This window comes from Mangrovimonas sp. ST2L15, assembly GCF_001280515.1.
Taxonomy (GTDB): domain Bacteria; phylum Bacteroidota; class Bacteroidia; order Flavobacteriales; family Flavobacteriaceae; genus Mangrovimonas; species Mangrovimonas futianensis.
In genome coordinates this window covers 168,392-191,675 of record NZ_LBIQ01000035.1, presented here as the reverse complement: position 1 = coordinate 191,675, position 23,284 = coordinate 168,392, and the positions used below count along the sequence as shown (strand labels likewise).

Annotated in this window: 22 protein-coding genes and 6 tRNA genes; 2 read left to right on the top strand and 26 right to left on the bottom strand. The window is 36.3% G+C overall.

Annotation, left to right across the window (positions count from 1 at the left end; all coding sequences use genetic code 11):
* Positions 1–9: 9 nt before the first annotated feature.
* The 5 genes from ZA07_RS13930 to idi form a co-directional block, all read right to left on the bottom strand.
* A tRNA-Thr gene (locus tag ZA07_RS13930) sits at positions 10–83 on the bottom strand.
* 57 nt (positions 84–140) lie between these two features.
* Positions 141–410, bottom strand: coding sequence for a hypothetical protein (locus ZA07_RS13925; RefSeq protein WP_053972374.1), 270 nt, complete (start codon positions 408–410; stop codon positions 141–143).
* A 28-nt stretch (positions 411–438) separates the two neighbouring features.
* The gene (locus ZA07_RS13920) at positions 439–1,410 is read right to left on the bottom strand and encodes a type I phosphomannose isomerase catalytic subunit (protein ID WP_053972373.1); all 972 of its coding nucleotides are present in this window, start codon (positions 1,408–1,410) and stop codon (positions 439–441) included.
* A 4-nt stretch (positions 1,411–1,414) separates the two neighbouring features.
* Entirely contained in the window at positions 1,415–1,825 is a 411-nt protein-coding gene (locus ZA07_RS13915; RefSeq protein WP_053972372.1) for a 6-carboxytetrahydropterin synthase, read from the bottom strand.
* Positions 1,822–2,349 (bottom strand): isopentenyl-diphosphate Delta-isomerase, encoded by a 528-nt coding sequence (gene idi / locus ZA07_RS13910; protein WP_053972371.1) that lies wholly within the window; start codon positions 2,347–2,349, stop codon positions 1,822–1,824. Before idi ends, ZA07_RS13915 begins: the two co-directional genes overlap by 4 nt.
* 124 nt (positions 2,350–2,473) lie before the next feature.
* Between idi and ZA07_RS13905 the strand changes: the two genes are divergently transcribed.
* Together ZA07_RS13905 and ZA07_RS13900 are read left to right on the top strand one after the other, a co-directional pair.
* The gene (locus ZA07_RS13905) at positions 2,474–4,063 is read left to right on the top strand and encodes a peptide chain release factor 3 (protein ID WP_053972370.1); all 1,590 of its coding nucleotides are present in this window, start codon (positions 2,474–2,476) and stop codon (positions 4,061–4,063) included.
* A 152-nt stretch (positions 4,064–4,215) separates the two neighbouring features.
* On the top strand, positions 4,216–4,449 hold the full coding sequence (locus ZA07_RS13900) for a (4Fe-4S)-binding protein (protein ID WP_053972369.1): 234 nt from the start codon (positions 4,216–4,218) through the stop codon (positions 4,447–4,449).
* Positions 4,450–4,504: 55 nt separating this feature from the next.
* Here ZA07_RS13900 and ZA07_RS13895 read toward each other — a convergent pair whose 3' ends face one another.
* The 21 genes from ZA07_RS13895 to ZA07_RS13795 all read right to left on the bottom strand — a co-directional run bounded on the left by ZA07_RS13895 (position 4,505) and on the right by ZA07_RS13795 (position 23,279).
* Positions 4,505–4,822, bottom strand: a complete 318-nt coding sequence (locus tag ZA07_RS13895) for a DUF3467 domain-containing protein (RefSeq protein ID WP_053972368.1) — start codon at positions 4,820–4,822, stop codon at positions 4,505–4,507.
* A 52-nt stretch (positions 4,823–4,874) separates the two neighbouring features.
* On the bottom strand, positions 4,875–9,176 hold the full coding sequence (gene rpoC / locus ZA07_RS13890) for a DNA-directed RNA polymerase subunit beta' (protein ID WP_053972367.1): 4,302 nt from the start codon (positions 9,174–9,176) through the stop codon (positions 4,875–4,877).
* 69 nt (positions 9,177–9,245) lie between these two features.
* Positions 9,246–13,058 (bottom strand): DNA-directed RNA polymerase subunit beta, encoded by a 3,813-nt coding sequence (gene rpoB / locus ZA07_RS13885; protein WP_053972366.1) that lies wholly within the window; start codon positions 13,056–13,058, stop codon positions 9,246–9,248.
* Positions 13,059–13,185: 127 nt separating this feature from the next.
* Positions 13,186–13,563: a 50S ribosomal protein L7/L12 gene (gene rplL / locus ZA07_RS13880; RefSeq protein WP_053972365.1), complete on the bottom strand. Its 378-nt coding sequence runs from the start codon at positions 13,561–13,563 to the stop codon at positions 13,186–13,188.
* Between the two features lie 63 nt (positions 13,564–13,626).
* Positions 13,627–14,148 (bottom strand): 50S ribosomal protein L10, encoded by a 522-nt coding sequence (gene rplJ, locus ZA07_RS13875; protein ID WP_053972364.1) that lies wholly within the window; start codon positions 14,146–14,148, stop codon positions 13,627–13,629.
* Between the two features lie 19 nt (positions 14,149–14,167).
* Positions 14,168–14,857: a 50S ribosomal protein L1 gene (rplA, locus tag ZA07_RS13870; RefSeq protein WP_053972363.1), complete on the bottom strand. Its 690-nt coding sequence runs from the start codon at positions 14,855–14,857 to the stop codon at positions 14,168–14,170.
* Between the two features lie 16 nt (positions 14,858–14,873).
* Positions 14,874–15,314 carry a 50S ribosomal protein L11 gene (rplK, locus tag ZA07_RS13865; RefSeq protein ID WP_053972362.1) on the bottom strand — a complete coding sequence of 147 codons (441 nt, stop codon included), beginning with the start codon at positions 15,312–15,314 and terminating at the stop codon, positions 14,874–14,876.
* 80 nt (positions 15,315–15,394) lie between these two features.
* Positions 15,395–15,949, bottom strand: coding sequence for a transcription termination/antitermination protein NusG (gene nusG, locus ZA07_RS13860; protein WP_053972361.1), 555 nt, complete (start codon positions 15,947–15,949; stop codon positions 15,395–15,397).
* A gap of 9 nt (positions 15,950–15,958) precedes the next feature.
* Complete coding sequence (gene secE, locus ZA07_RS13855) at positions 15,959–16,156, bottom strand: preprotein translocase subunit SecE (RefSeq protein ID WP_053972570.1); 198 nt, start codon at positions 16,154–16,156, stop codon at positions 15,959–15,961.
* 15 nt (positions 16,157–16,171) lie between these two features.
* Positions 16,172–16,244, bottom strand: a tRNA-Trp gene (locus tag ZA07_RS13850).
* 61 nt (positions 16,245–16,305) lie between these two features.
* Positions 16,306–17,493, bottom strand: a complete 1,188-nt coding sequence (gene tuf, locus ZA07_RS13845; protein WP_053972360.1) for an elongation factor Tu — start codon at positions 17,491–17,493, stop codon at positions 16,306–16,308.
* A 65-nt stretch (positions 17,494–17,558) separates the two neighbouring features.
* Positions 17,559–17,630 (bottom strand) — tRNA-Thr (locus ZA07_RS13840).
* A 10-nt stretch (positions 17,631–17,640) separates the two neighbouring features.
* Positions 17,641–17,713 (bottom strand) — tRNA-Gly (locus ZA07_RS13835).
* Positions 17,714–17,836: 123 nt separating this feature from the next.
* Positions 17,837–17,919 (bottom strand) — tRNA-Tyr (locus ZA07_RS13830).
* Positions 17,920–17,955: 36 nt separating this feature from the next.
* A tRNA-Thr gene (locus tag ZA07_RS13825) sits at positions 17,956–18,029 on the bottom strand.
* A 100-nt stretch (positions 18,030–18,129) separates the two neighbouring features.
* The gene (gene hpf, locus ZA07_RS13820; protein WP_053972359.1) at positions 18,130–18,432 is read right to left on the bottom strand and encodes a ribosome hibernation-promoting factor, HPF/YfiA family; all 303 of its coding nucleotides are present in this window, start codon (positions 18,430–18,432) and stop codon (positions 18,130–18,132) included.
* Positions 18,433–18,470: 38 nt separating this feature from the next.
* Positions 18,471–19,361, bottom strand: a complete 891-nt coding sequence (locus tag ZA07_RS13815) for a tyrosine-type recombinase/integrase (protein ID WP_053972358.1) — start codon at positions 19,359–19,361, stop codon at positions 18,471–18,473.
* Positions 19,362–19,473: 112 nt separating this feature from the next.
* Positions 19,474–19,668: a 30S ribosomal protein S21 gene (gene rpsU / locus ZA07_RS13810; RefSeq protein WP_053972357.1), complete on the bottom strand. Its 195-nt coding sequence runs from the start codon at positions 19,666–19,668 to the stop codon at positions 19,474–19,476.
* Between the two features lie 133 nt (positions 19,669–19,801).
* Positions 19,802–21,199 carry a carboxypeptidase-like regulatory domain-containing protein gene (locus tag ZA07_RS13805; RefSeq protein ID WP_053972356.1) on the bottom strand — a complete coding sequence of 466 codons (1,398 nt, stop codon included), beginning with the start codon at positions 21,197–21,199 and terminating at the stop codon, positions 19,802–19,804.
* A gap of 1 nt (position 21,200) precedes the next feature.
* The gene (locus tag ZA07_RS13800; protein ID WP_053972355.1) at positions 21,201–22,382 is read right to left on the bottom strand and encodes an acyl-CoA dehydrogenase family protein; all 1,182 of its coding nucleotides are present in this window, start codon (positions 22,380–22,382) and stop codon (positions 21,201–21,203) included.
* 30 nt (positions 22,383–22,412) lie between these two features.
* Positions 22,413–23,279: a helix-hairpin-helix domain-containing protein gene (locus ZA07_RS13795; RefSeq protein ID WP_231628688.1), complete on the bottom strand. Its 867-nt coding sequence runs from the start codon at positions 23,277–23,279 to the stop codon at positions 22,413–22,415.
* Positions 23,280–23,284: the final 5 nt, after the last annotated feature.

The following is a 23,284-nucleotide window of genomic DNA, read 5'->3' as shown; positions in this document are numbered from 1 at the left end:
TTTTTTTTGAGCCTCCAGAGGGACTCGAACCCACGACCTGCTGATTACAAATCAGCTGCTCTAGCCAACTGAGCTATGGAGGCAAAACGGCTGCAAATATCAATCATGGATTTGACATCTGCAAACATTTTTTTTAAATCTTAGCTCAGTTTATTTACTTTTTCTATCAGTTCTTTTCCTTTGCTTTCCAATTCTTGGTTAATAGATTTAAAGTGTGCTTTTTTATCTTCAACACTTCTATCACTAACCTTTGCCATTAATGAATCAAAAGTTTCAATTGCTTCATCAATAATTGCCTCACTTTTTTTAGTGTCTTTTTCTGGATTGGAATATTCCCAAACGTAAACAGCTTCAATAATATCACCTAAAACATAATTGATGTCTTTCTTAAGGTCTCTTTTACTTGCCATAATTTATAATTTTAATGTATCTGCAAAATTATACATAAACTTCCAATAGCTTTGCATTCTTAGCCAATATTTTAAAATGCTCTACAGCTGCTGGAAGAAGTACGGTTTCTCCTTGCTTAATGGTTTCTTTGTAATCTTGGGTTTGAATTTCTGCTTCCCCTTCCACACACATATAAATCAAAAAGGAATCCTTACTGTTATGCTTAATTAAGGTATCTGTCAAATGGATGAAGTTGGTTTTAAAATAGGGACATTCTACCATCTCATTTGTTTGGTTAACCGTCTTCTCATATGATATTTTGAAATTATCAGGCATATCATAGTTAATGGCATCTATAGCCAAATCATTATGAAGCTCCCTGGAATTTCCATGGTCATCTAGGCGATCCCAATCATAAACCCTATAGGTAATATCAGATGTTTGTTGGATCTCAGCTACCATAACTCCCGCACCTATAGCATGTATTCTACCTACTTCAATAAAAAAGGTATCACCTGCTTTCACTTTCTCAGTATTCAGAATAGCCGGTAAGGTTTTATTTTCCAGATTTTCCAAGTAAACTCCTGGAGTCACCTTCTGATTAAATCCCACAATCAAATTGGCATTTTCATCGGCCTGTACCACATACCACATTTCGGTCTTTCCAAAAGAATTATGGCGCTCCTTTGCCAATTGGTCATTTGGGTGCAATTGAATTGACAAATCTTCCTTAGCATCAATAAACTTGATTAGCAAAGGAAACTGTTCATTAAAGATTTTATAATTCTGAAGTCCGATAAGCCCTCCTCTATATTTAGTGAGTAATTCCTTCAATGTTGTTCCTTGTAAAGGTCCATTGGATACCACAGAGGTATCCCCTTTTACATCACTTATTTCCCAGCTCTCTCCTACTTTTTCCAATTTGCTGGATTTTCCAAAATACGTTTTAAGCTTGGTACCTCCCCAAATTCGTTCCTTAAGTATAGGTTCAAATTTAATGGGGTATAATAATTCATTCATATAATTAACTACCTGTATAGGTTACAAAATTTCTTGGGGTTTCATAAAGGGTAACTTCCAAATCTACTTGTTCTCGTAATTTGGGACGTAATTTTTTATAAATAACGACAGCTATATTCTCGGCGGTTGGGTTTAAATCTTTAAATTCTTCAACTTCTAGATTGAGATTCTTATGATCAAAAGCCTCCTCTATTTCTTCTCTAATCAATTCCTTAAGAAACTTCATATCTATTACAAATCCAGTCTCAGGATTGATTCGCCCAGTGACACTTACAATTAACTCGTAATTATGACCATGGAAATGGGGATTACTGCATTTACCAAACACCTCAAAGTTTTTTTCATCACTCCAATCCTTTCTGAATAATCTATGAGCTGCATTAAAATGTGCTTTTCTACTAACCGTTAATCTCATGCTTTTGAAATATTGATATGTTCGTAAAATTTATCAAAGATTATTTTAAACCACGCTGTATATTTTTCGGGATGTGAAGCTATGTCAGCATGAACTTCTTCCAACGACATCCATTTCCAATCCATAACTTCATCTGGGTTGAGTTGTGGAGCTTCATTATAGTGCCCTATTAGAATGTGGTCAAATTCGTGTTCTGTCAATCCATTGTCAAAAGGTGCCTTATAAATAAAGGATATTGTATCCTCTAAATCACACGAAAATCCCATTTCCTCCATCAACCTCCTTTTTCCTGCTTCTATATTGCTTTCCCCTTCTCTTTGATGGCTACAACAGGTATTGGTCCATAAAAACGGGGAATGGTATTTATGGGCAGCCCTTTGCTGCAACATAAGTTCATTTCTATCATTAAAAACAAATACTGAAAAAGCTCTGTGAAGCAAACCCTTTTCATGTGCTTCCATTTTTTCCATCAACCCAATGGGTTCATCCTTTTCGTTAACTAAAATAACTTTCTCCTCTTTCATAGTGTAAAAATACCAATCCTGATTTAAAAATTTAATCAAACTTATATTAAAATTAAATCATAGACATACTCACTATCGATATGACATTAATAATAGTATCTTTGCAACCCATTTGAGTGAAAATATGAGTTTTATAAAAGAAATCAACAGAAGACGAACCTTTGGAATTATTTCGCATCCAGATGCAGGTAAAACAACCTTAACGGAGAAGCTACTTTTATTTGGAGGTGCTATTCAAGAAGCAGGTGCTGTAAAAAGCAACAAAATAAAGAAAGGAGCAACTAGTGACTTTATGGAAATTGAACGTCAACGTGGAATTTCCGTTGCAACCTCTGTTCTAGCTTTTGAATATGATGGTTTTAAAATTAACATTTTGGACACTCCCGGGCACAAGGATTTTGCCGAAGACACCTTTAGAACCTTAACGGCTGTAGATAGTGTAATTGTAGTAATTGATGTGGCTAAAGGGGTTGAGGAACAAACTGAAAAGTTGGTTGAAGTTTGTAGGATGAGAAACATTCCTATGATTGTTTTCATCAATAAATTAGACCGAGAAGGAAAGGATGCCTTTGACCTATTGGATGAAATCGAACAAAAATTAGGGCTTCACGTAGTGCCATTAAGTTTTCCTATAGGTATGGGATATGAATTTAAAGGTATCTATAATATCTGGGAGAAAAATATCAATCTATTTACAGGTGATAGTAGAAAGGATATAGAGGAAACTATAGAAATCAATGATCTTAGTGCTCCCGAATTAGATAAATTAGTAGGCGAAAAAGCAGCCAATACTTTAAGGGAAGAGGTTGAGTTGGTTGAAGGCATCTACCCTACCTTTGATAAAGAGGCTTACTTAAATGGAGAACAGCAACCAGTATTTTTTGGCTCTGCTCTTAATAATTTCGGGGTGCGTGAACTTTTAGATTGCTTTGTGGAGATCGCACCGAAACCCAGACCTAAACAAAGTGAAGAACGCTTGGTACAACCTGATGAAACAAGTTTTTCCGGATTTGTATTTAAAATCCATGCCAACATGGATCCCAATCACAGAGACCGATTGGCCTTTATAAAAATTGTTTCTGGAGAATTTAAGCGCAATACACCTTACCTACACGTACGCCATGGTAAAAAATTAAAATTCTCAAGTCCGAATGCTTTTTTTGCTGAGAAAAAAGAAATTGTAGATATCTCCTTTCCAGGAGATATAGTGGGACTTCACGATACAGGAAACTTTAAAATTGGAGATACCTTGACGGAAGGAGAAGAAATCCATTACAAAGGAATTCCTAGTTTCTCTCCAGAGCACTTTAGATACATCAATAACGCTGATCCGCTAAAATCAAAACAGCTAAATAAAGGTATTGATCAATTAATGGATGAAGGTGTTGCCCAGTTATTTACATTGGAACTCAACGGCCGTAAAGTCATTGGAACCGTAGGAGCACTTCAATATGAAGTCATACAATATCGATTGGAGCATGAATATGGGGCTAAATGTACTTATGAAAGTGTTGCGGTACACAAAGCATGCTGGGTAGATCCTGATGATCCAAAAAATGAAGAATACAAAGAATTCTTAAGAGTAAAACAACGCTATTTGGCTAAAGATAAAAGAGGCCAACTCGTATTTTTGGCAGACTCGATGTTTTCATTACAAATGACACAACAAAAATATCCTAGTATTAAATTTCATTTGACATCAGAATTTAATTAATAATTTAAATAACGATATCAATTCCGTAAGAATTATTATACGAAATTGAGAATATTTAAAAATAATGGTGCTGATTGTCGATTATTTTATGAAAATATTAAAAACAATCTGTAAATTCATACTTGATTATAAACCCCAAAAATAATCTACTTATGGAAACACATGCCAATGTGTACAGTAATGAAGACATTACTGTAACCTACGAACCTAGGTTGTGTATTCATGCCGAAAGATGTGCTAAAGAGCTTTCGGATGTTTTTAGAACATCAGTTATTCCATGGGTTAAACTCGATGGTGCTGAGTCTGAAAGAATTATCAACCAAATCAAGAAATGCCCTTCAAAAGCTTTGAAGTATTGTAGAAATACAAAGAAACGAGCAAGCTAGCTAACTTTTAAAAAACAAAAAACCCTTTGAATATTCAAAGGGTTTTTAATTTTAATTAGGCTTCACCTGTTGGCCCAAAATTCAATGGAATCGGTGGTTGCTCATAATCTTTGATTTCACCATGATTATTTTCAAATCTTTGCACATTATCGGCTAAGGCTTTCAACAAACGTTTGGCATGTTGTGGTGTCAAAATAATACGAGATTTCACCTTACTCTTAGGTGTTCCTGGCATAATACTTATAAAATCCACTACAAATTCTGAAACCGAATGATTGATTATAGCCAGATTGGAATAAGTTCCTTCTGCTACTTTTTCATCCAATTCAATATTGATTTGTCCTGGCTTTTTATTTTTTTGATCTTCTGCCATAATACTTTGATATGAATTAAAAAAAGAATCCCGCTTAACGCGGGAATTCTTTTTAGTTATAATTTACTTCTTGTTTGGCTTGCATCATTTCTTCAAACTCTTCTTTAGAACCAACTATTATATTGTCATAGGTTCTCATACCAGTACCAGCTGGAATTCTGTGACCTACAATAACATTTTCTTTTAGTCCTTCAAGATAGTCCACTTTACCATTTACAGCTGCTTCGTTAAGAACTTTAGTAGTTTCCTGGAAGGAAGCTGCAGAGATAAATGACTTCGTTTGTAGTGACGCTCTTGTAATACCTTGTAATATCGGAGAAGCTGTAGCTGGTCTAGCGTCTCTAGCTACAACCAGATTCTTATCTTCTCTACGTAAAATAGAATTCTCATCTCTCAATTCTCTTGGAGTAAGAATTTGACCCGGCTTCAAGTTATCAGAATCACCAGCATCTTCAACAACCTTCATTCCGAAAATCTTGTCATTTTCGTTAATGAAATCAGATTTATGAGCTAATTGATCTTCTAAGAACGTGGTATCACCAGAATCAATGATTTGTACCTTACGCATCATTTGTCTTACAATAACCTCAAAGTGCTTATCATTAATCTTCACCCCTTGTAAACGGTATACTTCTTGAACTTCGTTCACTAAGTACTGTTGTACAGCAGATGGTCCTTTGATATTTAAGATATCATCTGGAGTAATTGATCCATCAGACAATGGCATACCAGCTTTCACAAAGTCATTCTCTTGTACCAAGATTTGATTTGATAGTTTAACTAAGTACTTCTTAATTTCTCCTAATTTGGACTCAACGATAATTTCACGGTTACCTCTCTTGATTTTTCCGAAGGAAACAACACCATCAATTTCACTTACCACTGCTGGGTTAGAAGGATTACGTGCTTCAAACAATTCTGTTACACGTGGTAAACCTCCCGTAATATCCCCTGCCTTAGCAGATTTACGAGGTATCTTAACCAAGATTTTACCTACTTTAATCTTCTCACCATCATTAATCATCAAGTGAGCGCCAACCGGTAGGTTGTAAGATCTAATAGTTTCTCCCTTAGAATCTTCGATATGAAGTGTAGGGATTAACTTTTTATTTCTAGATTCAGAAATTACTTTTTCTTGAAATCCTGTTTGCTCATCGATTTCAACTTGATATGTTACACCTTGTTCGATGTTTTCATATTTCACCTTACCAGCAAACTCAGAGATAATTACCCCGTTATATGGATCCCATTGACATACTACATCACCTTTCTTAAGATCTTGACCATCTTTAATAAAGATGCTAGAACCATAAGGAATGTTGTTTGTACTTAATACAATTCCTGTTTTCTTATCAACAAGTTTAAGTTCCGATGTTCTAGAGATAACGATATCTACTTCATTACCTTCATTATCTTCTCCCTTAACAGTTTTAAGGTCATCGATTTCAGCAACACCATCAAACTTAACGATCAATTTATTTTCTTCTGAAATGTTACCTGCAATACCTCCCACGTGGAACGTACGAAGTGTTAACTGAGTACCAGGCTCACCAATGGACTGTGCTGCAACAACACCAACAGCCTCACCTCTTTGAACCATCTTACCAGTAGCTAAATTGCTACCATAACATTTAGAACAGATACCTTGTTGTGCCTCACATGTTAATGGAGAACGTGCTTCAATAGACTCTAATGGAGAGTTTTCAATAGCCTTGGCAATTTTCTCATCAATTAGGTCACCTGAAGAAACCAATAACTCATCAGTTAACGGATCGTATACATCATTCAATGAAATACGTCCAATTAATCTGTCAGATAATGACTCAACAATCTCATCATTTTTCTTAAGTGCAGAAACCTCTACTCCTCTTAACGTACCACAATCCTCAGTGTTGATAATAACATCTTGAGACACATCCACCAAACGACGGGTTAAGTAACCAGCATCTGCCGTTTTAAGAGCCGTATCCGCAAGACCTTTACGAGCACCGTGCGTAGAAATAAAGTATTCAAGAATTGAAAGACCTTCCTTAAAGTTAGAAAGAATTGGGTTTTCAATAATTTCACCACCACCAGCAGTTGATTTTTTAGGCTTAGCCATCAAACCACGCATACCAGTTAACTGACGAATCTGTTCTTTAGATCCCCTTGCACCAGAGTCAAGCATCATATATACCGAGTTGAATCCTTGTTGATCTTCTCTAATACGTTTCATTGACAATTCAGTCAATTCAGCATTGGTAGAGGTCCAAATATCAATCACCTGGTTATAACGCTCATTATTGGTAATCAATCCCATGTTATAGTTCATCATGATACCGTCAACTTGTGTATTGGCACGGTCAATCATGCTTTGCTTCTCAGCAGGGATGATAATATCACCTAAACTAAATGATAATCCACCTTGGAAAGCGAAACGATATCCTAATTCTTTGATTTCATCCAAGAAATCAGCTGTTTCAGGAACACTAGTAACTTTCAAGATTCTACCGATGATATTTCTTAAAGATTTTTTAGTTAAAACCTCATTGATATATCCGGCAGAATGTGGAACAGTTTGATTAAACAATACACGTCCTACGGTAGTTTCTATAATTTGAAGTGCAATTTTTCCTTCTTCATTGAAATCAAAGGTTCTTACTTTAATTGCAGCATTCAAGTTAACACGCTTCTCATTATAAGCAATGACTACTTCTTCAGGAGAATAGAATGTCAATCCTTCTCCGTTGATTTTAACTTCATCAGTAGAACGACGCTCTTTGGTCATATAATAAAGACCAAGTACCATATCCTGAGAAGGAACCGCTACAGGAGATCCGTTTGCTGGATTCAAGATATTGTGAGAAGCCAACATTAATAATTGAGCTTCCAAAATAGCTTCTGGTCCTAATGGTAAGTGAACTGCCATTTGATCCCCATCAAAGTCGGCGTTAAAAGCCGTAGTTACCAATGGGTGCAACTGGATTGCCTTACCTTCAATTAATTTAGGCTGAAACGCTTGAATACCTAAGCGGTGTAATGTAGGAGCACGGTTTAGTAATACTGGATGTCCTTTAATGACATTATCCAAAATATCCCAAACCACAGGCTCTCTTCTATCTATAATTTTCTTAGCAGACTTAACCGTTTTTACAATACCTCTTTCAATCAATTTACGGATTACAAAAGGTTTGTAAAGTTCAGCCGCCATATCTTTTGGTAAACCACACTCATACAATTTCAATTCTGGTCCTACAACAATTACAGAACGAGCAGAATAGTCAACACGCTTACCTAATAAGTTTTGACGGAAACGTCCTTGCTTACCTTTAAGCGAGTCTGATAAAGATTTAAGTGGTCTATTTGAATCTGTTTTAACAGCAGAAGACTTACGAGTGTTATCAAATAATGAATCTACAGACTCTTGTAACATACGCTTCTCATTACGCAAAATCACTTCTGGAGCCTTGATTTCTACCAAACGCTTCAAACGATTGTTACGGATGATTACACGACGGTATAAGTCATTTAAATCTGAAGTTGCGAAACGACCACCATCTAATGGCACTAACGGACGTAATTCTGGTGGAATAACTGGAATCACCTTCATAATCATCCATTCTGGACGGTTTTCCCTGTTTTCGTTAGATTCACGTAACGCTTCAACAACTTGCAAACGCTTTAAAGCTTCTGTTTTACGTTGCTTAGAAGTTTCATTATTAGCCTTATGTCTTAACTCATATGATAAGCCATCAAGGTCAATTCTTTCTAACAATTCAATCAAACATTCAGCACCCATTTTGGCGATGAACTTGTTTGGATCTGTATCTTCTAAGTATTGATTTTCTTGTGGAATCGATTCTAAAATATTTAGATATTCTTCCTCCGTTAAGAAATCCATTTTTTGTAAAGGTTCTCCTTCTGCATTTTTAGCAATACCAGGTTGGATAACTACATATCTTTCGTAGTAAATAATCATATCCAACTTTTTGGAAGGCAATCCTAATAAATAACCAATTTTGTTTGGTAAAGAACGAAAATACCAAATATGTGCTACAGGAACAACTAGGTTAATATGTCCAACGCGATCACGACGAACCTTCTTCTCAGTCACTTCAACACCACATCTGTCGCAAATAATTCCTTTATATCTGATACGCTTATATTTTCCACAAGCACATTCGTAATCCTTAACAGGACCAAAAATACGCTCACAGAACAAACCATCACGCTCTGGTTTGTGAGTTCGATAATTAATAGTTTCTGGCTTTAGAACTTCACCTCTAGATTCTGCTAAAATAGATTCAGGAGAAGCCAAACCAATAGAGATTTTATTAAATCTCTGTACTGTATTCTTATCTTGTTTTCTTGCCATAATATATGGTACTATCGAATTAATTGTAAACTAATATTCACCACCAAAAAATTGGTGGTGAACGATATATTATTCCTCTAATCTAATGTCTAGTCCAAGACCTTTCAATTCATGCATCAATACGTTGAAAGACTCTGGTAATCCAGGTTCTGGCATAGGCTCACCTTTAACAATACTTTCGTATGTTTTAGCTCTTCCTATAACGTCATCAGATTTAACGGTCAAGATTTCTCTTAGAGTACTTGAAGCACCATAAGCTTCAAGAGCCCAAACCTCCATCTCACCAAAACGCTGACCTCCAAATTGTGCTTTACCACCTAAAGGCTGTTGCGTAATCAATGAGTATGGACCAATAGAACGGGCGTGCATCTTATCATCAACCATGTGACCTAATTTCAACATGTAGATAACACCAACAGTTGCAGGTTGGTCAAAACGATCACCTGTTCCACCGTCATATAAGTAAGTATGTCCAAATCTTGGGATTCCAGCTTCATCAGTAAACTCATTGATCTGGTCTAGAGTAGCACCATCAAAAATAGGAGTAGCAAATTTCTTCCCTAACTTTTGACCAGCCCATCCAAGAACCGTTTCATAAATCTGACCAATGTTCATACGAGATGGTACCCCTAGTGGGTTTAACACGATATCAACTGGTGTTCCATCTTCAAGGAATGGCATATCTTCTTCTCTTACGATACGGGCAACAATACCTTTGTTACCGTGACGACCTGCCATCTTATCCCCTACTTTCAGTTTACGTTTTTTAGCAATATAAACTTTAGCTAGTTTGATGATCCCTGCTGGCAATTCATCTCCTACAGAAATGGTAAACTTCTCACGTCTTAAAGAACCTTGTAAGTCGTTTTCCTTGATTTTGTAGTTGTGAATTAAATCAGCAACCAATTTGTTCGTATAATCATCAGTAGTCCAAGAACCTGAAGTTAAATGCGTGTAATCATCAACAGCATGTAACATTTTCAAGGTATATTTCTTACCTTTTGGCAATACTTCTTCCCCTAGATCATTAAAGATACCTTGAGCAGTTTTTCCATTCACAATAGCGAATAATTTATCTACCAAGTTATCCTTTAACTCATCAAATTTACTAGTGTAAGCTGCTTCAAGTTGCGCGATATCCTCCTTATCTTTTGCACGTTTGCGCTTATCTTTGATAGCACGAGCAAATAATTTTTTATCGATAACAACACCATTCAATGAAGGAGATGCTTTTAAAGAGGCATCTTTAACATCACCAGCCTTATCACCGAAGATAGCTCTCAATAATTTTTCTTCTGGAGTTGGGTCAGATTCTCCTTTAGGTGTAATCTTACCTATCAAAATATCTCCAGGTTTTACTTCAGCACCTACTCTAATCATACCGTTTTCATCAAGGTCCTTAGTAGCCTCTTCTGAAACGTTAGGAATATCATTTGTCAATTCTTCATTACCTAATTTGGTATCACGAACTTCCAATGAGTATTCATCAATATGAATAGAAGTAAAGATGTCTTCTCTTACTACTTTTTCAGAAATCACAATCGCATCCTCAAAGTTATACCCTTTCCAAGGCATGAAGGCTACTTTCATGTTTCTACCTAGCGCTAATTCTCCAGTTTGAGTTGCATAACCTTCACAAAGTACTTGTCCTTTAGAAACTTTATCACCTTTTCTAACAATTGGCTTCAAGTTAATAGAAGTACCTTGGTTGGTTTTTCTGAATTTAACTAACGGATAGGTTTTGGTTTCAGCATCAAAACTAACTTTGGCTTCATCCTCAGTTCTATCGTAACGAATAGTAATTTCTCTAGCATCAACATATTCAACAACTCCTTCTCCTTCAGCATTAATCAATACTCTTGAATCTTTCGCTACTTGTCTTTCAAGACCAGTACCAACAATTGGAGAATCAGGACGTAACAATGGTACAGCCTGACGCATCATGTTAGATCCCATCAAAGCACGGTTCGCATCATCATGTTCCAAGAAAGGAATTAATGAAGCTGAAATAGAAGCTACTTGGTTTGGCGCAACGTCTGTGTAATGAACTTTATCTGGTTCAACAACAGGGAAGTCACCTTCCATTCTAGCAATAACCTTATCATTCAATACCTTTCCAGCGTCATCAACTTTTACGGTTGCCTGAGCAATCAATTTCTCTTCTTCCTCTTCGGCACTTAGATAGATTGGTTCTCCCTTAATATCAACAACACCATCTACAACAGGACGATAAGGCGTTTCAATGAATCCCATCGAGTTTACTTTTGCGTAAACTGAAAGAGAAGAAATCAAACCAATATTCGGTCCTTCTGGTGTTTCAATAGGACATAAACGTCCGTAGTGTGTATAGTGAACGTCACGAACCTCAAATCCAGCTCTTTCTCTAGATAAACCTCCAGGTCCTAAAGCTGATAGACGACGTTTGTGAGTGATCTCAGCCAATGGGTTCGTTTGATCCATGAACTGAGATAACTGGTTGGTACCAAAGAATGAGTTGATTACAGATGATAATGTCTTAGCATTGATCAAATCGATAGGAGTAAACACCTCATTATCACGAACGTTCATACGCTCACGAATGGTACGAGCCATACGAGCTAAACCAACACCAAACTGAGATGATAATTGCTCACCTACGGTACGTACACGACGGTTTGATAAGTGATCGATATCATCAATTTCAGCTTTTGAGTTGATTAACTCAATTAAATATTTAATAATGGTAATGATGTCTTCTTTGGTAAGCACTTGCTTATCCATTCCGATATCAAGACCTAATTTTTTATTCATTCTATAACGCCCTACTTCACCTAATGAATAACGTTGATCACTGAAGAATAATTTATCAATGATACCACGAGCCGTTTCCTCATCTGGCGGTTCTGCATTACGCAATTGACGGTAGATGTGCTCTACTGCCTCTTTCTCAGAGTTTGTAGGGTCTTTTTGCAAGGTGTTATGGATAATAGCATAATCACCTTGTTGTGCATTTTCCTTGTGCAATAAGATCGTTTTTACACTAGTCTCAAGGATTTCTTCTATATTATCCTTGTCCAATACGGTATCACGATCTAAAATGATTTCGTTTCTTTCAATAGAAACTACTTCTCCTGTATCCTCATCAACGAAATCCTCATGCCATGTATTAAGTACACGAGCAGCCAATTTACGGCCAATAACTTTTTTCAATCCTGCTTTTGAAACCTTAACTTCTTCAGCAAGGTCAAAAATTTCAAGAATGTCTTTATCTCTTTCAAATCCAATAGCTCTGAAAAGAGTGGTAACAGGTAACTTTTTCTTACGGTCAATGTAAGCATACATTACACTGTTGATATCTGTAGCGAATTCTATCCAAGAACCCTTGAATGGAATAACTCTAGCAGAATATAATTTGGTTCCATTTGCATGGAAAGATTGTCCAAAGAAAACTCCTGGTGAACGGTGCAATTGGGATACAACAACACGTTCAGCACCATTGATAACAAACGTACCGCTTGGAGTCATGTATGGTATGGTTCCTAAATATACATCCTGAACGATGGTTTCGAAGTCCTCATGTTCTGGGTCTGTACAATAAAGCTTAAGTCTAGCTTTTAAAGGAACACTATAGGTAAGTCCTCTTTCAATACATTCCTCGATGGTATATCTAGGAGGGTCAATAAAGTAATCTAAAAATTCTAAAACAAATTGATTACGTGTGTCAGTTATAGGGAAATTTTCCATGAAGGTGTTATAAAGACCTTCTTTCCCTCTCTCTTCTGATTTAGTTTCCAACTGGAAGAAATCCTGGAAGGATTGAATCTGAATGTCCAAGAAATCGGGGTACTCAGTTCTATTGATAATAGAAGAGAAGTTTGTTCTTTCAGCTTGTTTTGCTAACATCAATGGACGGAATTTTGATTAAAAAATAAAAAGGTGTGCGTACGGTGCATTTATATACGCAAAATGGTCTAGGCCTAAAAGTGTATAAACTTTAGGCCTAAACCTTTATAAGTTTGAGCGTTTAAGCTTATTTAAGCTCAACTTCTGCTCCAGCTTCTTCTAAAGAAGATTTTAAGCCTTCAGCTTCGTCTTTAGCAATACCCTCTTTGATTGGGCTAGGTGCGTTATCAACTAATTCTTTAGCTTCTTTTAATCCTAAACCAGTTAATTCTTTAACTAATTTAACTACTGCTAATTTAGAAGCACCCGCTGCTTTAAGAATAACATCAAATTCAGTTTTTTCTTCAGCAGCAGCATCTCCACCACCAGCGGCTGGACCAGCTACAGCTACAGCAGCAGCTGCAGGCTCGATACCATATTCTTCTTTTAAGATATCAGCTAACTCGTTTACTTCTTTTACTGTTAAGTTAACTAATTGTTCTGCGAAATCTTTTAAATCTGCCATTTTTTCTATCGTTTTAAAATGTAATTAATTTATTTGTTGTAAAAAGTGCGTACTTATCAAATATTATCCTTCTTTCTCGGATAACGTTTTCAAAATACCTGCTAATTTTCCTCCTCCAGATTGAAGCGCTGAAACAACGTTCTTCGCAGGAGATTGTAACAATGCAATGATGTCTGCTATAACTTCTTCTTTAGACTTGATATTAACTAAAGCGTCAAGTTGTTCATCACCAATGTAAATTGCTTCCTCAATAAACGCTCCTTTTAATAAAGGTTTGTCTGATTTTTTACGAAAGTTTTTGATTACTTTGGCTGGACCATTACCAGTTTCAGAATACATAACAGAAGTGTTTCCTTTCAAAATAGAAGGAAGGTCACCAAAGTCTTTTTCTGAAGCTTCCATTGCCTTGGATAACAAGGTATTTTTAACAACTGCAAGCTTGATGTTAGCTTTAAAGCAAGCACGACGTAAATTAGAAGTGCTATCTGCATCCAAACCAGAAATATCTGCTAAATAGATATTAGGGTTATCGGCTAACTGTGCAGTTAATTCTTCAATTACTTGTGATTTTTCTTCTCTTGTCATAATGAATTTATTTAACTACTTAACCGACTTTTGGATCTACAGCTACACTAGGACTCATAGTGCTAGACATGTGAATGCTTTTCACATAAGTTCCCTTTGCTGCAGTTGGTTTAAGTTTGATTAATGTATGTATTAATTCGTTTGCGTTTCCTGCAATCTTATCTGGGCTAAATGATGCCTTTCCGATAGATGCATGAACGATACCAGTTTTATCAACTTTGAAGTCAATTTTACCTGCCTTTACATCGCTTACTGCTTTAGCAACATCCATGGTTACTGTACCAGTCTTAGGGTTTGGCATTAAACCACGAGGTCCTAATATACGACCTAATGGACCTAATTTACCCATTACAGCTGGCATAGTGATGATAACGTCAACGTCTGTCCATCCACCTTTGATTTTATCAAGGTATTCGTCCAATCCAACGTAATCTGCTCCAGCTTCTTTAGCTTCCGCTTCTTTGTCTGGAGTTACCAATGCTAAAACTTTCACGTCTTTACCAGTACCATGTGGAAGGGTTACAACCCCTCTTACCATTTGATTTGCTTTTCTAGGATCTACTCCCAAACGTACAGCAATATCCACAGAGGCATCAAATTTGGTATTGGTAATTTCTTTTACTAATGCTGATGCTTCAGCAACAGAATAAAGTCTTCCTTTTTCTATTTTCGCTAAAGCCTCTTTTTGCTTTCTAGTTAATCTTCCCATTTAATAAATTTTTAGATTACTTAGGGGCTTCGCCTCCTTTTACAGATATTCCCATTGATCTGGCTGTACCGGCTACCATTCTCATAGCAGAATCGATAGTAAATGCATTTAAATCTTGCATTTTGTCTTCAGCAATGGTTCTTATCTGATCCCAAGAAACTTTAGCTACTTTTTTAATATGAGGTTCTCCTGAACCCTTCTTCACCTTGGCCGCTTCTAATAATTGTACAGCTGCCGGAGGGGTTTTAACAACAAAGTCAAAAGACTTGTCCTTATAAACCGAAATAACAACAGGCAATACTTTACCTGGTTTGTCTTGGGTTCTAGCATTAAATTGCTTACAGAACTCCATGATGTTAACTCCAGCGGCACCTAAAGCGGGTCCAACCGGTGGCGACGGATTCGCAGCACCTCCCCTAACTTGTAGTTTAACTACTTTACTTAACTCTTTTGCCATTTTTAAAATAAAATTTAAAAGCGATGCATTTCTTTAAGTTGGAAGCAAAAGAACTGCACCTATCTATAATGTAACAACTATTATACTTTTTCTACCTGCATATAACTTAATTCCAATGGTGTCTTTCTTCCAAAGATCTTCACCATTACCTCAAGCTTACGCTTTTCCTCGTTAATTTTCTCAATAGTACCATCAAATCCATTGAATGGCCCATCAATTACTTTTACAGTCTCACCAACTTTGTAAGGAATCATCACATTAGAATCTGCTTCTACTGATAATTCATCAACCTTACCTAACATTCTATTCACCTCAGACTGTCTTAACGGCACTGGATCACCTCCCTTGGTTTCACCTAAAAATCCGATAACATTGGTTACAGATTTGATGATATGAGGAATTTCACCAGTTAAATTGGCTTGAATCATTATGTAACCCGGAAAATAAACCTTCTCTTTGTTTATTTTCTTACCGTTACGTATCTGAACCACCTTTTCCGTAGGAACCAAAACCTGATCAACATAATCATCTAAACCTAATCGAGCTATTTCATTCTCGATATAGTTTTTAATCTTATTCTCTTGACCACTAACGGCTCTGACTACGTACCATTTTTTCTCGCTCACTTCAGACATAATCGTATATTAACCGTTAATCAATTTAAAGTAGTAACCCACAACTTTACCAAAAACAGTATCTACTCCCCAAGTTGCCAAGGCAAAAATTACAGAGAACACTGCTACTAGTACAGTTAAACTTTGTGCCTCAGGCCAAGCTGGCCAAGTCACGTGGTTTTTCAATTCTTCAAATGATTCTTTTATATAGTTTACAATTCCAGCCATTATAATATCTATTTGCACGGGTTGAGAGACTCGAACTCCCGACACCTGGTTTTGGAGACCAGTGCTCTACCAACTGAGCTAAACCCGTAAATACAAGTCAAGGCATTCCGATATTTCGGAATACCTTAACTCTATATTTATTAACTAAATTAGTCTAAAATTTCTGTTACCTGACCAGCTCCAACTGTTCTACCTCCTTCACGGATAGCAAAACGTAAACCTTGGTTTAATGCAATTGGTTGAATCAAGTCAACAGTAATAGTTAAGTTATCACCTGGCATTACCATTTCAACACCTTCTGGTAAAACAATGTTACCAGTTACGTCAGTTGTACGTACGTAGAACTGAGGACGGTAGTTGTTGTGGAATGGCGTGTGACGTCCACCTTCTTCTTTTTTAAGGATATAAACCTCTGCTTTAAATTTAGCGTGAGGAGTAATAGAACCTGGCTTACAGATAACCATACCACGACGGATATCAGTTTTCTCGATACCTCTTAATAAGATACCAACGTTATCACCAGCTTCACCTCTATCTAAGATTTTACGGAACATCTCAACCCCTGTGATAGTAGAAGTCAATTTTTCAGCTCCCATACCGATGATCTCAACTGGATCTCCAGTGTTAGCAACACCAGTCTCGATACGACCAGTAGCAACAGTACCACGACCAGTAATAGAGAATACATCTTCGATAGGCATCAAGAATGGCTTGTCAACTTCACGCATTGGCTCTTCGATCCAGTTATCAACTGCATCCATCAATTCCATTACAGTGTCAACCCATTTTTGCTCACCATTAAGAGCACCTAAAGCCGAACCAGAAATTACAGGTCCGTTATCTCCATCATACTCATAGAAGTTCAATAAATCTCTAACTTCCATTTCAACAAGCTCTAATAATTCTTCGTCATCAACCATGTCCACTTTGTTCAAGAAAACAACGATACGAGGAATACCTACCTGACGTCCTAATAGGATGTGCTCACGAGTTTGTGGCATAGGACCATCTGTAGCAGCTACCACTAAGATAGCACCATCCATTTGAGCCGCACCAGTTACCATGTTCTTTACGTAATCCGCGTGACCTGGACAGTCAACGTGAGCATAGTGACGGTTAGCTGTTTGATATTCTACGTGAGATGTATTAATAGTAATACCTCTTTCTTTTTCTTCTGGAGCGTTATCGATTGAATCGAAGCTTCTCAGTTCAGATAAACCAGCGTTAGCTAATACAGTAGTAATAGCAGCTGTCAAAGTTGTTTTACCGTGATCAACGTGTCCAATTGTACCAATATTTAAGTGGGGTTTGGAACGATCAAAAGTTTCCTTTGCCATTTTTAATAAATTTAATCTTAGTTATATAATAATATTAGTGTCCTTTTTCCTGTTAAAACAGATAGAGCCAATGACGGGATTTGAACCCGTGACCTCTTCCTTACCAAGGAAACGCTCTACCCCTGAGCTACACCGGCTTTAAAAAAGAGCGGGAGACCGGGTTCGAACCGGCGACATTCAGCTTGGAAGGCTGACGCTCTACCAACTGAGCTACTCCCGCCTGATTTTAGAATAAAAAACCTCAGTTTTTCATTCAGCTCGGGGTAAACCCGAATTCAGTTTTTTTTCAATCTGTGCTTTACAGGAAAACAAACGTTTCAAAAGCCAATTGAAATTTAAAATGTGGGGAGAGCAGGATTCGAACCTGCGAAGTTAAAAAACAACAGATTTACAGTCTGTCCTCGTTGGCCGCTTGAGTATCTCCCCATTACCTTATTTTCTATATTTTTTAAAGAACTTATGAGCCTCCAGAGGGACTCGAACCCACGACCTGCTGATTACAAATCAGCTGCTCTAGCCAACTGAGCTATGGAGGCTTTTCACTGCTTTTTTATCTAAAAAAAAGCCCGCTATTTCTAACGGACTGCAAATGTATATATTTATTTTCTTATTCAAAACATTTTTTGAAAAATTTTCTCATAAATGTGGTCTTAATTTTTCTTTTCTTCTTTTTAACTGTCTTTCTAAAGAGGCTACAGCCATATCTGCTCCCTCTTCAAAGGTCTTACATTGTTTTTTAACTACCAGACTATCACCGGGTACACTTATTTTTGCCTCAAATATTTTGTTGGCTTTGTCACTCGTGTTAGCGACCTTTAGAAAAACATCGGATTGAATCACCCGATCATAAAACAAATCTAACTTGTTCATACGCTTTTGGATAAAGTCTATCAATTTTCTGTCGGCAGAAAAGTTGACTGATTGCGTGTTTACTTTCATACTACATTGTTTTTAGTTAGACAAAAAGGCTATTTGATTTAATTTTGGTTTCTAGGGTGGGCATCTAGATAAACTTTTTTAAGTTCGGCAATACTATTATGGGTGTACACTTGAGTAGCTGCCAAACTAGAATGCCCTAATAATTCTTTTACTGAGTTCAAATCGGCACCCTGGTTCAATAAGTGCGTCGCAAACGAATGCCTCAAAATATGCGGACTCTTTTTCACCTTATAGGATGCTAAACTAAAATACTCATTTATGATTCGGTAAACAAGATTTTCATATACTTTAACGCCCTTTTTGGTTAAAAATAACATCTCTTTATCGATGATCTGCACTAAGCTATTTCTTTCCTCCAAATAACTTTTTAAGCTAGTTAAAACCGAAGGTAACAATGGTACAAAGCGCTCTTTATTTCTTTTCCCCAAAACCTTAAGAAGTTGATTGGAGGTATCTATGTTATGTAATTTAATATTGATCAGTTCAATTCTTCTTATTCCTGTAGAATAAAACAGCTCAATCATCAATTTATCCCTTAAGCTTTCAAAATCATCCCCAAACTCAAAATCATCTAGCACAACTCCCACCTCCTTTTCTGAAAAAGGGACTTGAATTTTTTTACTTGTTTTTAAAGCTTTGTGTTTGGCCAATGGATTCACTTCTAAATCCCCAACCTTAATTAAAAACTTGTAATAGGTATTTAATGCTGAAATTTTGCGGTTGACACTTCTATTCGAAATACCACTTTCAACCATAAAAACAATCCAACTCCTAATTTGAGAATAATGAATATCTGAAATGTCGGTTGTTTGGTATTCCTTTTCAGTAAATTCTAAGAAACTATTTAAATCCCGATGATAGGCATCAACAGTGTGTTTGGAATAATTCTTTTCCAGAAGTAGGTAGTCTAAAAAGAATTTAAAAGGCATTTAGTTGGGTTTTAGGTAACATTAAATATACTAAATTCTTTCCAACAATCTTTAATGAAATAAAAAATCCCGCAAGTAACTTGCGGGATTTTCAAATATTATCTAACTCAAATTAGATATTCTCCTGATCTCTCAATCTTTGAATATACTGAGCTTTTTGTACTTGAGATCTTTTCTCTACAGAAGGTTTAGTAAACTGCTTACGTTCTTGCAACGCACGTTTAACTCCAGTTCTATCAAACTTTCGTTTGTAACGCTTTAAAGCTCTATCGATATTTTCTCCTTCTTTTACTGGTATAATTAACATAGAAACATCACCTCCTCTCTTTTAGTCATTTCGGTGCGCAAATATACTAACTAAATCTAGTTGCACAACAAAAAAAATATTTTTTTTAGCGCTGACCGCTAACTAGTTACAATTCAAGGCTATTGTTATATTCCTACTCTTTATATAAGGAGTACTTTTGGGTTAAATCTTCTATAAGTTTTTCCTCCTCTTCGCTTTCTAATAAGGTGTTGTAACTTTTCCAAAATGACTTATCATAAGGTTTCGGTGAAAACATATCGGCATCCCAAGATTTACCAACAATTTGTTCTTGCACCTCTTCAGGATCTACAACTATCTCTGTAAACAAGACCTCCTGAACCGTATAATAATAGCGTTCATCATTATTAGCGTTGTCTTGATTTGACTTATCACCCACATTAACCAATTTTGGTGTTTCATAATATATGTAATTGAGATACATTCTTTCGTCATACTCCATATAAGATAATTCCAACTTGTGATTTACATACGTATCAAAAAGCGTTTTACTTCTACTTTTTTGTGCATCTGAGGCAGCAACCAATTCATACTCTATTTTTTTTATAGCATAGTTGTCCCAGTAAACATAGATCCAACCTTGAGCTTGAAACCCGTTATTAAAAATGCCTTTGGTATGGAGGTCTACAAAATCATTCCCTTCCTCTATTTTAATCTTATAGATCTTTCTTTCATTATCTACCAAAATAGTATCTAATTCAAACTGGTGACTTTCCAACATATTTTCACCGAACAATGCCTTGGGATCATGTGAGTTTCGAACCAAATTCAATTTACCTTTAAACAGGTTTTCCAATCCATTCACGCGACCGTCATTCCAGCGAATGGCTTTTACCAATGACGATGTCCTGATGGTGTCTCTTTTTAGGTTCCTTGATTTCATTTTGAAATTCCTAACATGATTTTTCAAGTATGAAGTATAAACCAATAGACTGTCAACATCTCTTAAATCATAGCTCTTTCTTACTTGATCTACATTTATTTTGATGTTCTCATTAGCCGCAGATGGAAAACTGGAATCATACAACGTAATGGCACTTTCAATGAGCCATTTAAATTCCCTCTTATTTCGTTCCTTGTGTCTAATAAAACCCTTTTGAAGATATGGAGATTCTGGCAAATTACGCGGAAGGCGCTCTAGCGCTCTTTCAATAATTTCGTTAGCTGTTTCTGGCCTCGTATCGGCAACCAGCAAGACCTCATTCAAGGAAGCAATATCCTCCTCCAGAATAATTTCCATGGAGTCATCAAATTCGTTTACCGGAATTTTATAACTTTTATAACCGATATTGGAGACAATCAACGTATCAGTCTGATGCCTTTCTGGTATCAATAAAACAAACTTACCATCCTCATTAGTCACAGTTCCTATGGTAGTATTCTTCACATATACACTACAGTTTTCCAATGGAAGGAAGGACTGGAAATCCACCACTTTGTTTTTAATTTCAATTTGGGAATGACCAATAAACCCTATCATTCCTATTACCAAAAAGAGAATCAGTCTTTTCATATTATTTTGGGGCGTGTTCTAAAGCAGGTTTATATTCTATCTTATCGATAATCATTTTTGACAAAACTTCTTTTAGAATTTCGGCAGTTCCTCCACCAATAGGTCCCAACCTACTATCTCTAAACAAGCGAGCCATAGGGTACTCTTCCATATAGCCATATCCACCTAAAAATTGAATACATTCGTAAGCCACTTCATCAGCCATTTTTGTGGATTTTAATTTAGCCATAGTCGCTTCTTTAACCACATACTCTCCTTGATTCATTCTGTAAGCGATACCATAATTAAACTCTTTACAGAAGGTCATGTCAGTATATAGGTCAACAAACTTATGTCTCAACGCCTGAAACTCGGTAAGGGATTTACCGAAAGCCCTTCTGTTATTCATATAATCAAGAGCATATTCCAGAGCAAATTCAGCCCTTGCATGTGCATTGATCCCCATAATTAAACGTTCCAATGCAAAATGCTGCATGATATAAGAAAAGCCCTTGCCTTCCTCACCCATTAGATGGGATACGGGCACCTTCACATTATCAAATGCAATTTCTGCTGTATCTGATGCACGCCAACCTAATTTATCCAATTTGGTTGCTGAAATACCTGGAGTATCTCTATCGATTAAGATGATACTAATACCTTTGTGACCTAAATCGGGGTTCGTTTTTGCTGCAACTACCAAATAATCACTATAAACACCGTTGGTAATAAACGTTTTGGAGCCATTTATGATATAATGATCACCGTCACGAACAGCCGTCGTTCTCATTCCAGCCACATCACTACCTCCAAAAGGTTCTGAAATACAAAGACATCCAATCAAATCTCCATGAATACTACCCGACAAGTATTTTGCCTTTAACTCCGGACTTGCTTCTGCATTTACGTGTGTCATCGCTAAATAGGCATGTGCCCAAATATTGGCTGCAAATCCTCCAGAATTTATTTTCTGCAATTCTTCCAGTAGAATAACAGTATAGAAAAAGTCTAAATTCAATCCGCCGTATTCCTCTGGGGATGCTAACCCCAAATACCCCATATCACCAAATTTCTTCCAGATAAACCTCTCTACGGTTCCTGACTTTTCCCATTTATCTATATGAGGAACCACTTCTTTTTTAAGAAAATCCTTCAGGCTTTCTCTAAATAAATGATGTTCCTCTCCAAAATATAAATTGTTCATTAATTTCTAAGTCTTATTTTTTGTGTTTTTCTAATCTAAAGTCAAATACAATTTAATTATTTCCAATTTCACAATCGGAAAATCTTTAATTTTTAACAATTCATTAAAATTTTTAAACCCATCTCGCAAGGTTCTTTCTTCTATTATTTCATGAGCAATTTCATAATCAATATACTTGATTTGTACCAACTCATTTACCGAGGCCGAATTTAAGGCTATTTTGTCAATATGCCTTGGGGTTTTTATGGTAAAGTGCTTCCCTATTTCCTCAATAACTTCTGAAGATAGACCATAAACCTCAGACAGTTCAACCTGATCGGCAAAGCCATTTATCTTTGTACGGAATTTTATAATCCTTTCTGAAAGCGTTGGCCCAATACCGCGCACCTTTTGTAAATCACCTGCAGTGGCTAGATTCAAATCCTTTTTTTCTGAAGGGTAATTACTATTGTTCGAAAACGAATTGGTCTTTTGTTTATTGTTAGAGCTTTTTGTCCATTCAGGAAACTTGAAATAGGGCGATATTTCTTTTAACAGGGAATCTGAAACTAAGGTTACTTTTTGAAATTCGCTAACAGAATTCACCCATTTATTTTGCTCTCGATACTTTAACAACCGATCTATTTCTTCATTGGTCATCCCCAACACATAGCCTTTGTAATCTGTGATATAATTGGGATTGAAAGGATAAATTTTAGGCTTGCTGTTTTCCTCATAAACCTTAACCAAAGAATCCCTTTCTTTCAAAAAAGCATCAATCTCCTCTTGATTTCCAAAATCAATAGGCTTTGTAAAATCTGACACATAATAAATTGCCTGAACAGCCAACACCACAAGGATCAATAAAAAAATCCCATTTCGTTGTCTTCTTGTAAACAGGAAATGGGATTTCATCATATCTT

Excerpts from the sequence above, each read along its gene's own strand:
- ZA07_RS13925 (WP_053972374.1), bottom strand. The coding sequence starts at position 410 with ATGGCAAGTAAAAGAGACCTTAAGAAAGACATCAATTATGTTTTAGGT.
- ZA07_RS13920 (WP_053972373.1), bottom strand. The coding sequence starts at position 1,410 with ATGAATGAATTATTATACCCCATTAAATTTGAACCTATACTTAAGGAA.
- ZA07_RS13915 (WP_053972372.1), bottom strand. The coding sequence starts at position 1,825 with ATGAGATTAACGGTTAGTAGAAAAGCACATTTTAATGCAGCTCATAGA.
- idi (WP_053972371.1), bottom strand. The coding sequence starts at position 2,349 with ATGAAAGAGGAGAAAGTTATTTTAGTTAACGAAAAGGATGAACCCATT.
- ZA07_RS13905 (WP_053972370.1), top strand. The coding sequence starts at position 2,474 with ATGAGTTTTATAAAAGAAATCAACAGAAGACGAACCTTTGGAATTATT.
- ZA07_RS13900 (WP_053972369.1), top strand. The coding sequence starts at position 4,216 with ATGGAAACACATGCCAATGTGTACAGTAATGAAGACATTACTGTAACC.
- ZA07_RS13895 (WP_053972368.1), bottom strand. The coding sequence starts at position 4,822 with ATGGCAGAAGATCAAAAAAATAAAAAGCCAGGACAAATCAATATTGAA.
- rpoC (WP_053972367.1), bottom strand. The coding sequence starts at position 9,176 with ATGGCAAGAAAACAAGATAAGAATACAGTACAGAGATTTAATAAAATC.
- rpoB (WP_053972366.1), bottom strand. The coding sequence starts at position 13,058 with ATGTTAGCAAAACAAGCTGAAAGAACAAACTTCTCTTCTATTATCAAT.
- rplL (WP_053972365.1), bottom strand. The coding sequence starts at position 13,563 with ATGGCAGATTTAAAAGATTTCGCAGAACAATTAGTTAACTTAACAGTA.
- rplJ (WP_053972364.1), bottom strand. The coding sequence starts at position 14,148 with ATGACAAGAGAAGAAAAATCACAAGTAATTGAAGAATTAACTGCACAG.
- rplA (WP_053972363.1), bottom strand. The coding sequence starts at position 14,857 with ATGGGAAGATTAACTAGAAAGCAAAAAGAGGCTTTAGCGAAAATAGAA.
- rplK (WP_053972362.1), bottom strand. The coding sequence starts at position 15,314 with ATGGCAAAAGAGTTAAGTAAAGTAGTTAAACTACAAGTTAGGGGAGGT.
- nusG (WP_053972361.1), bottom strand. The coding sequence starts at position 15,949 with ATGTCTGAAGTGAGCGAGAAAAAATGGTACGTAGTCAGAGCCGTTAGT.
- secE (WP_053972570.1), bottom strand. The coding sequence starts at position 16,156 with ATGGCTGGAATTGTAAACTATATAAAAGAATCATTTGAAGAATTGAAA.
- tuf (WP_053972360.1), bottom strand. The coding sequence starts at position 17,493 with ATGGCAAAGGAAACTTTTGATCGTTCCAAACCCCACTTAAATATTGGT.
- hpf (WP_053972359.1), bottom strand. The coding sequence starts at position 18,432 with ATGAAAGTAAACACGCAATCAGTCAACTTTTCTGCCGACAGAAAATTG.
- ZA07_RS13815 (WP_053972358.1), bottom strand. The coding sequence starts at position 19,361 with ATGCCTTTTAAATTCTTTTTAGACTACCTACTTCTGGAAAAGAATTAT.
- rpsU (WP_053972357.1), bottom strand. The coding sequence starts at position 19,668 with ATGTTAATTATACCAGTAAAAGAAGGAGAAAATATCGATAGAGCTTTA.
- ZA07_RS13805 (WP_053972356.1), bottom strand. The coding sequence starts at position 21,199 with ATGAAAAGACTGATTCTCTTTTTGGTAATAGGAATGATAGGGTTTATT.
- ZA07_RS13800 (WP_053972355.1), bottom strand. The coding sequence starts at position 22,382 with ATGAACAATTTATATTTTGGAGAGGAACATCATTTATTTAGAGAAAGC.
- ZA07_RS13795 (WP_231628688.1), bottom strand. The coding sequence starts at position 23,279 with ATGATGAAATCCCATTTCCTGTTTACAAGAAGACAACGAAATGGGATT.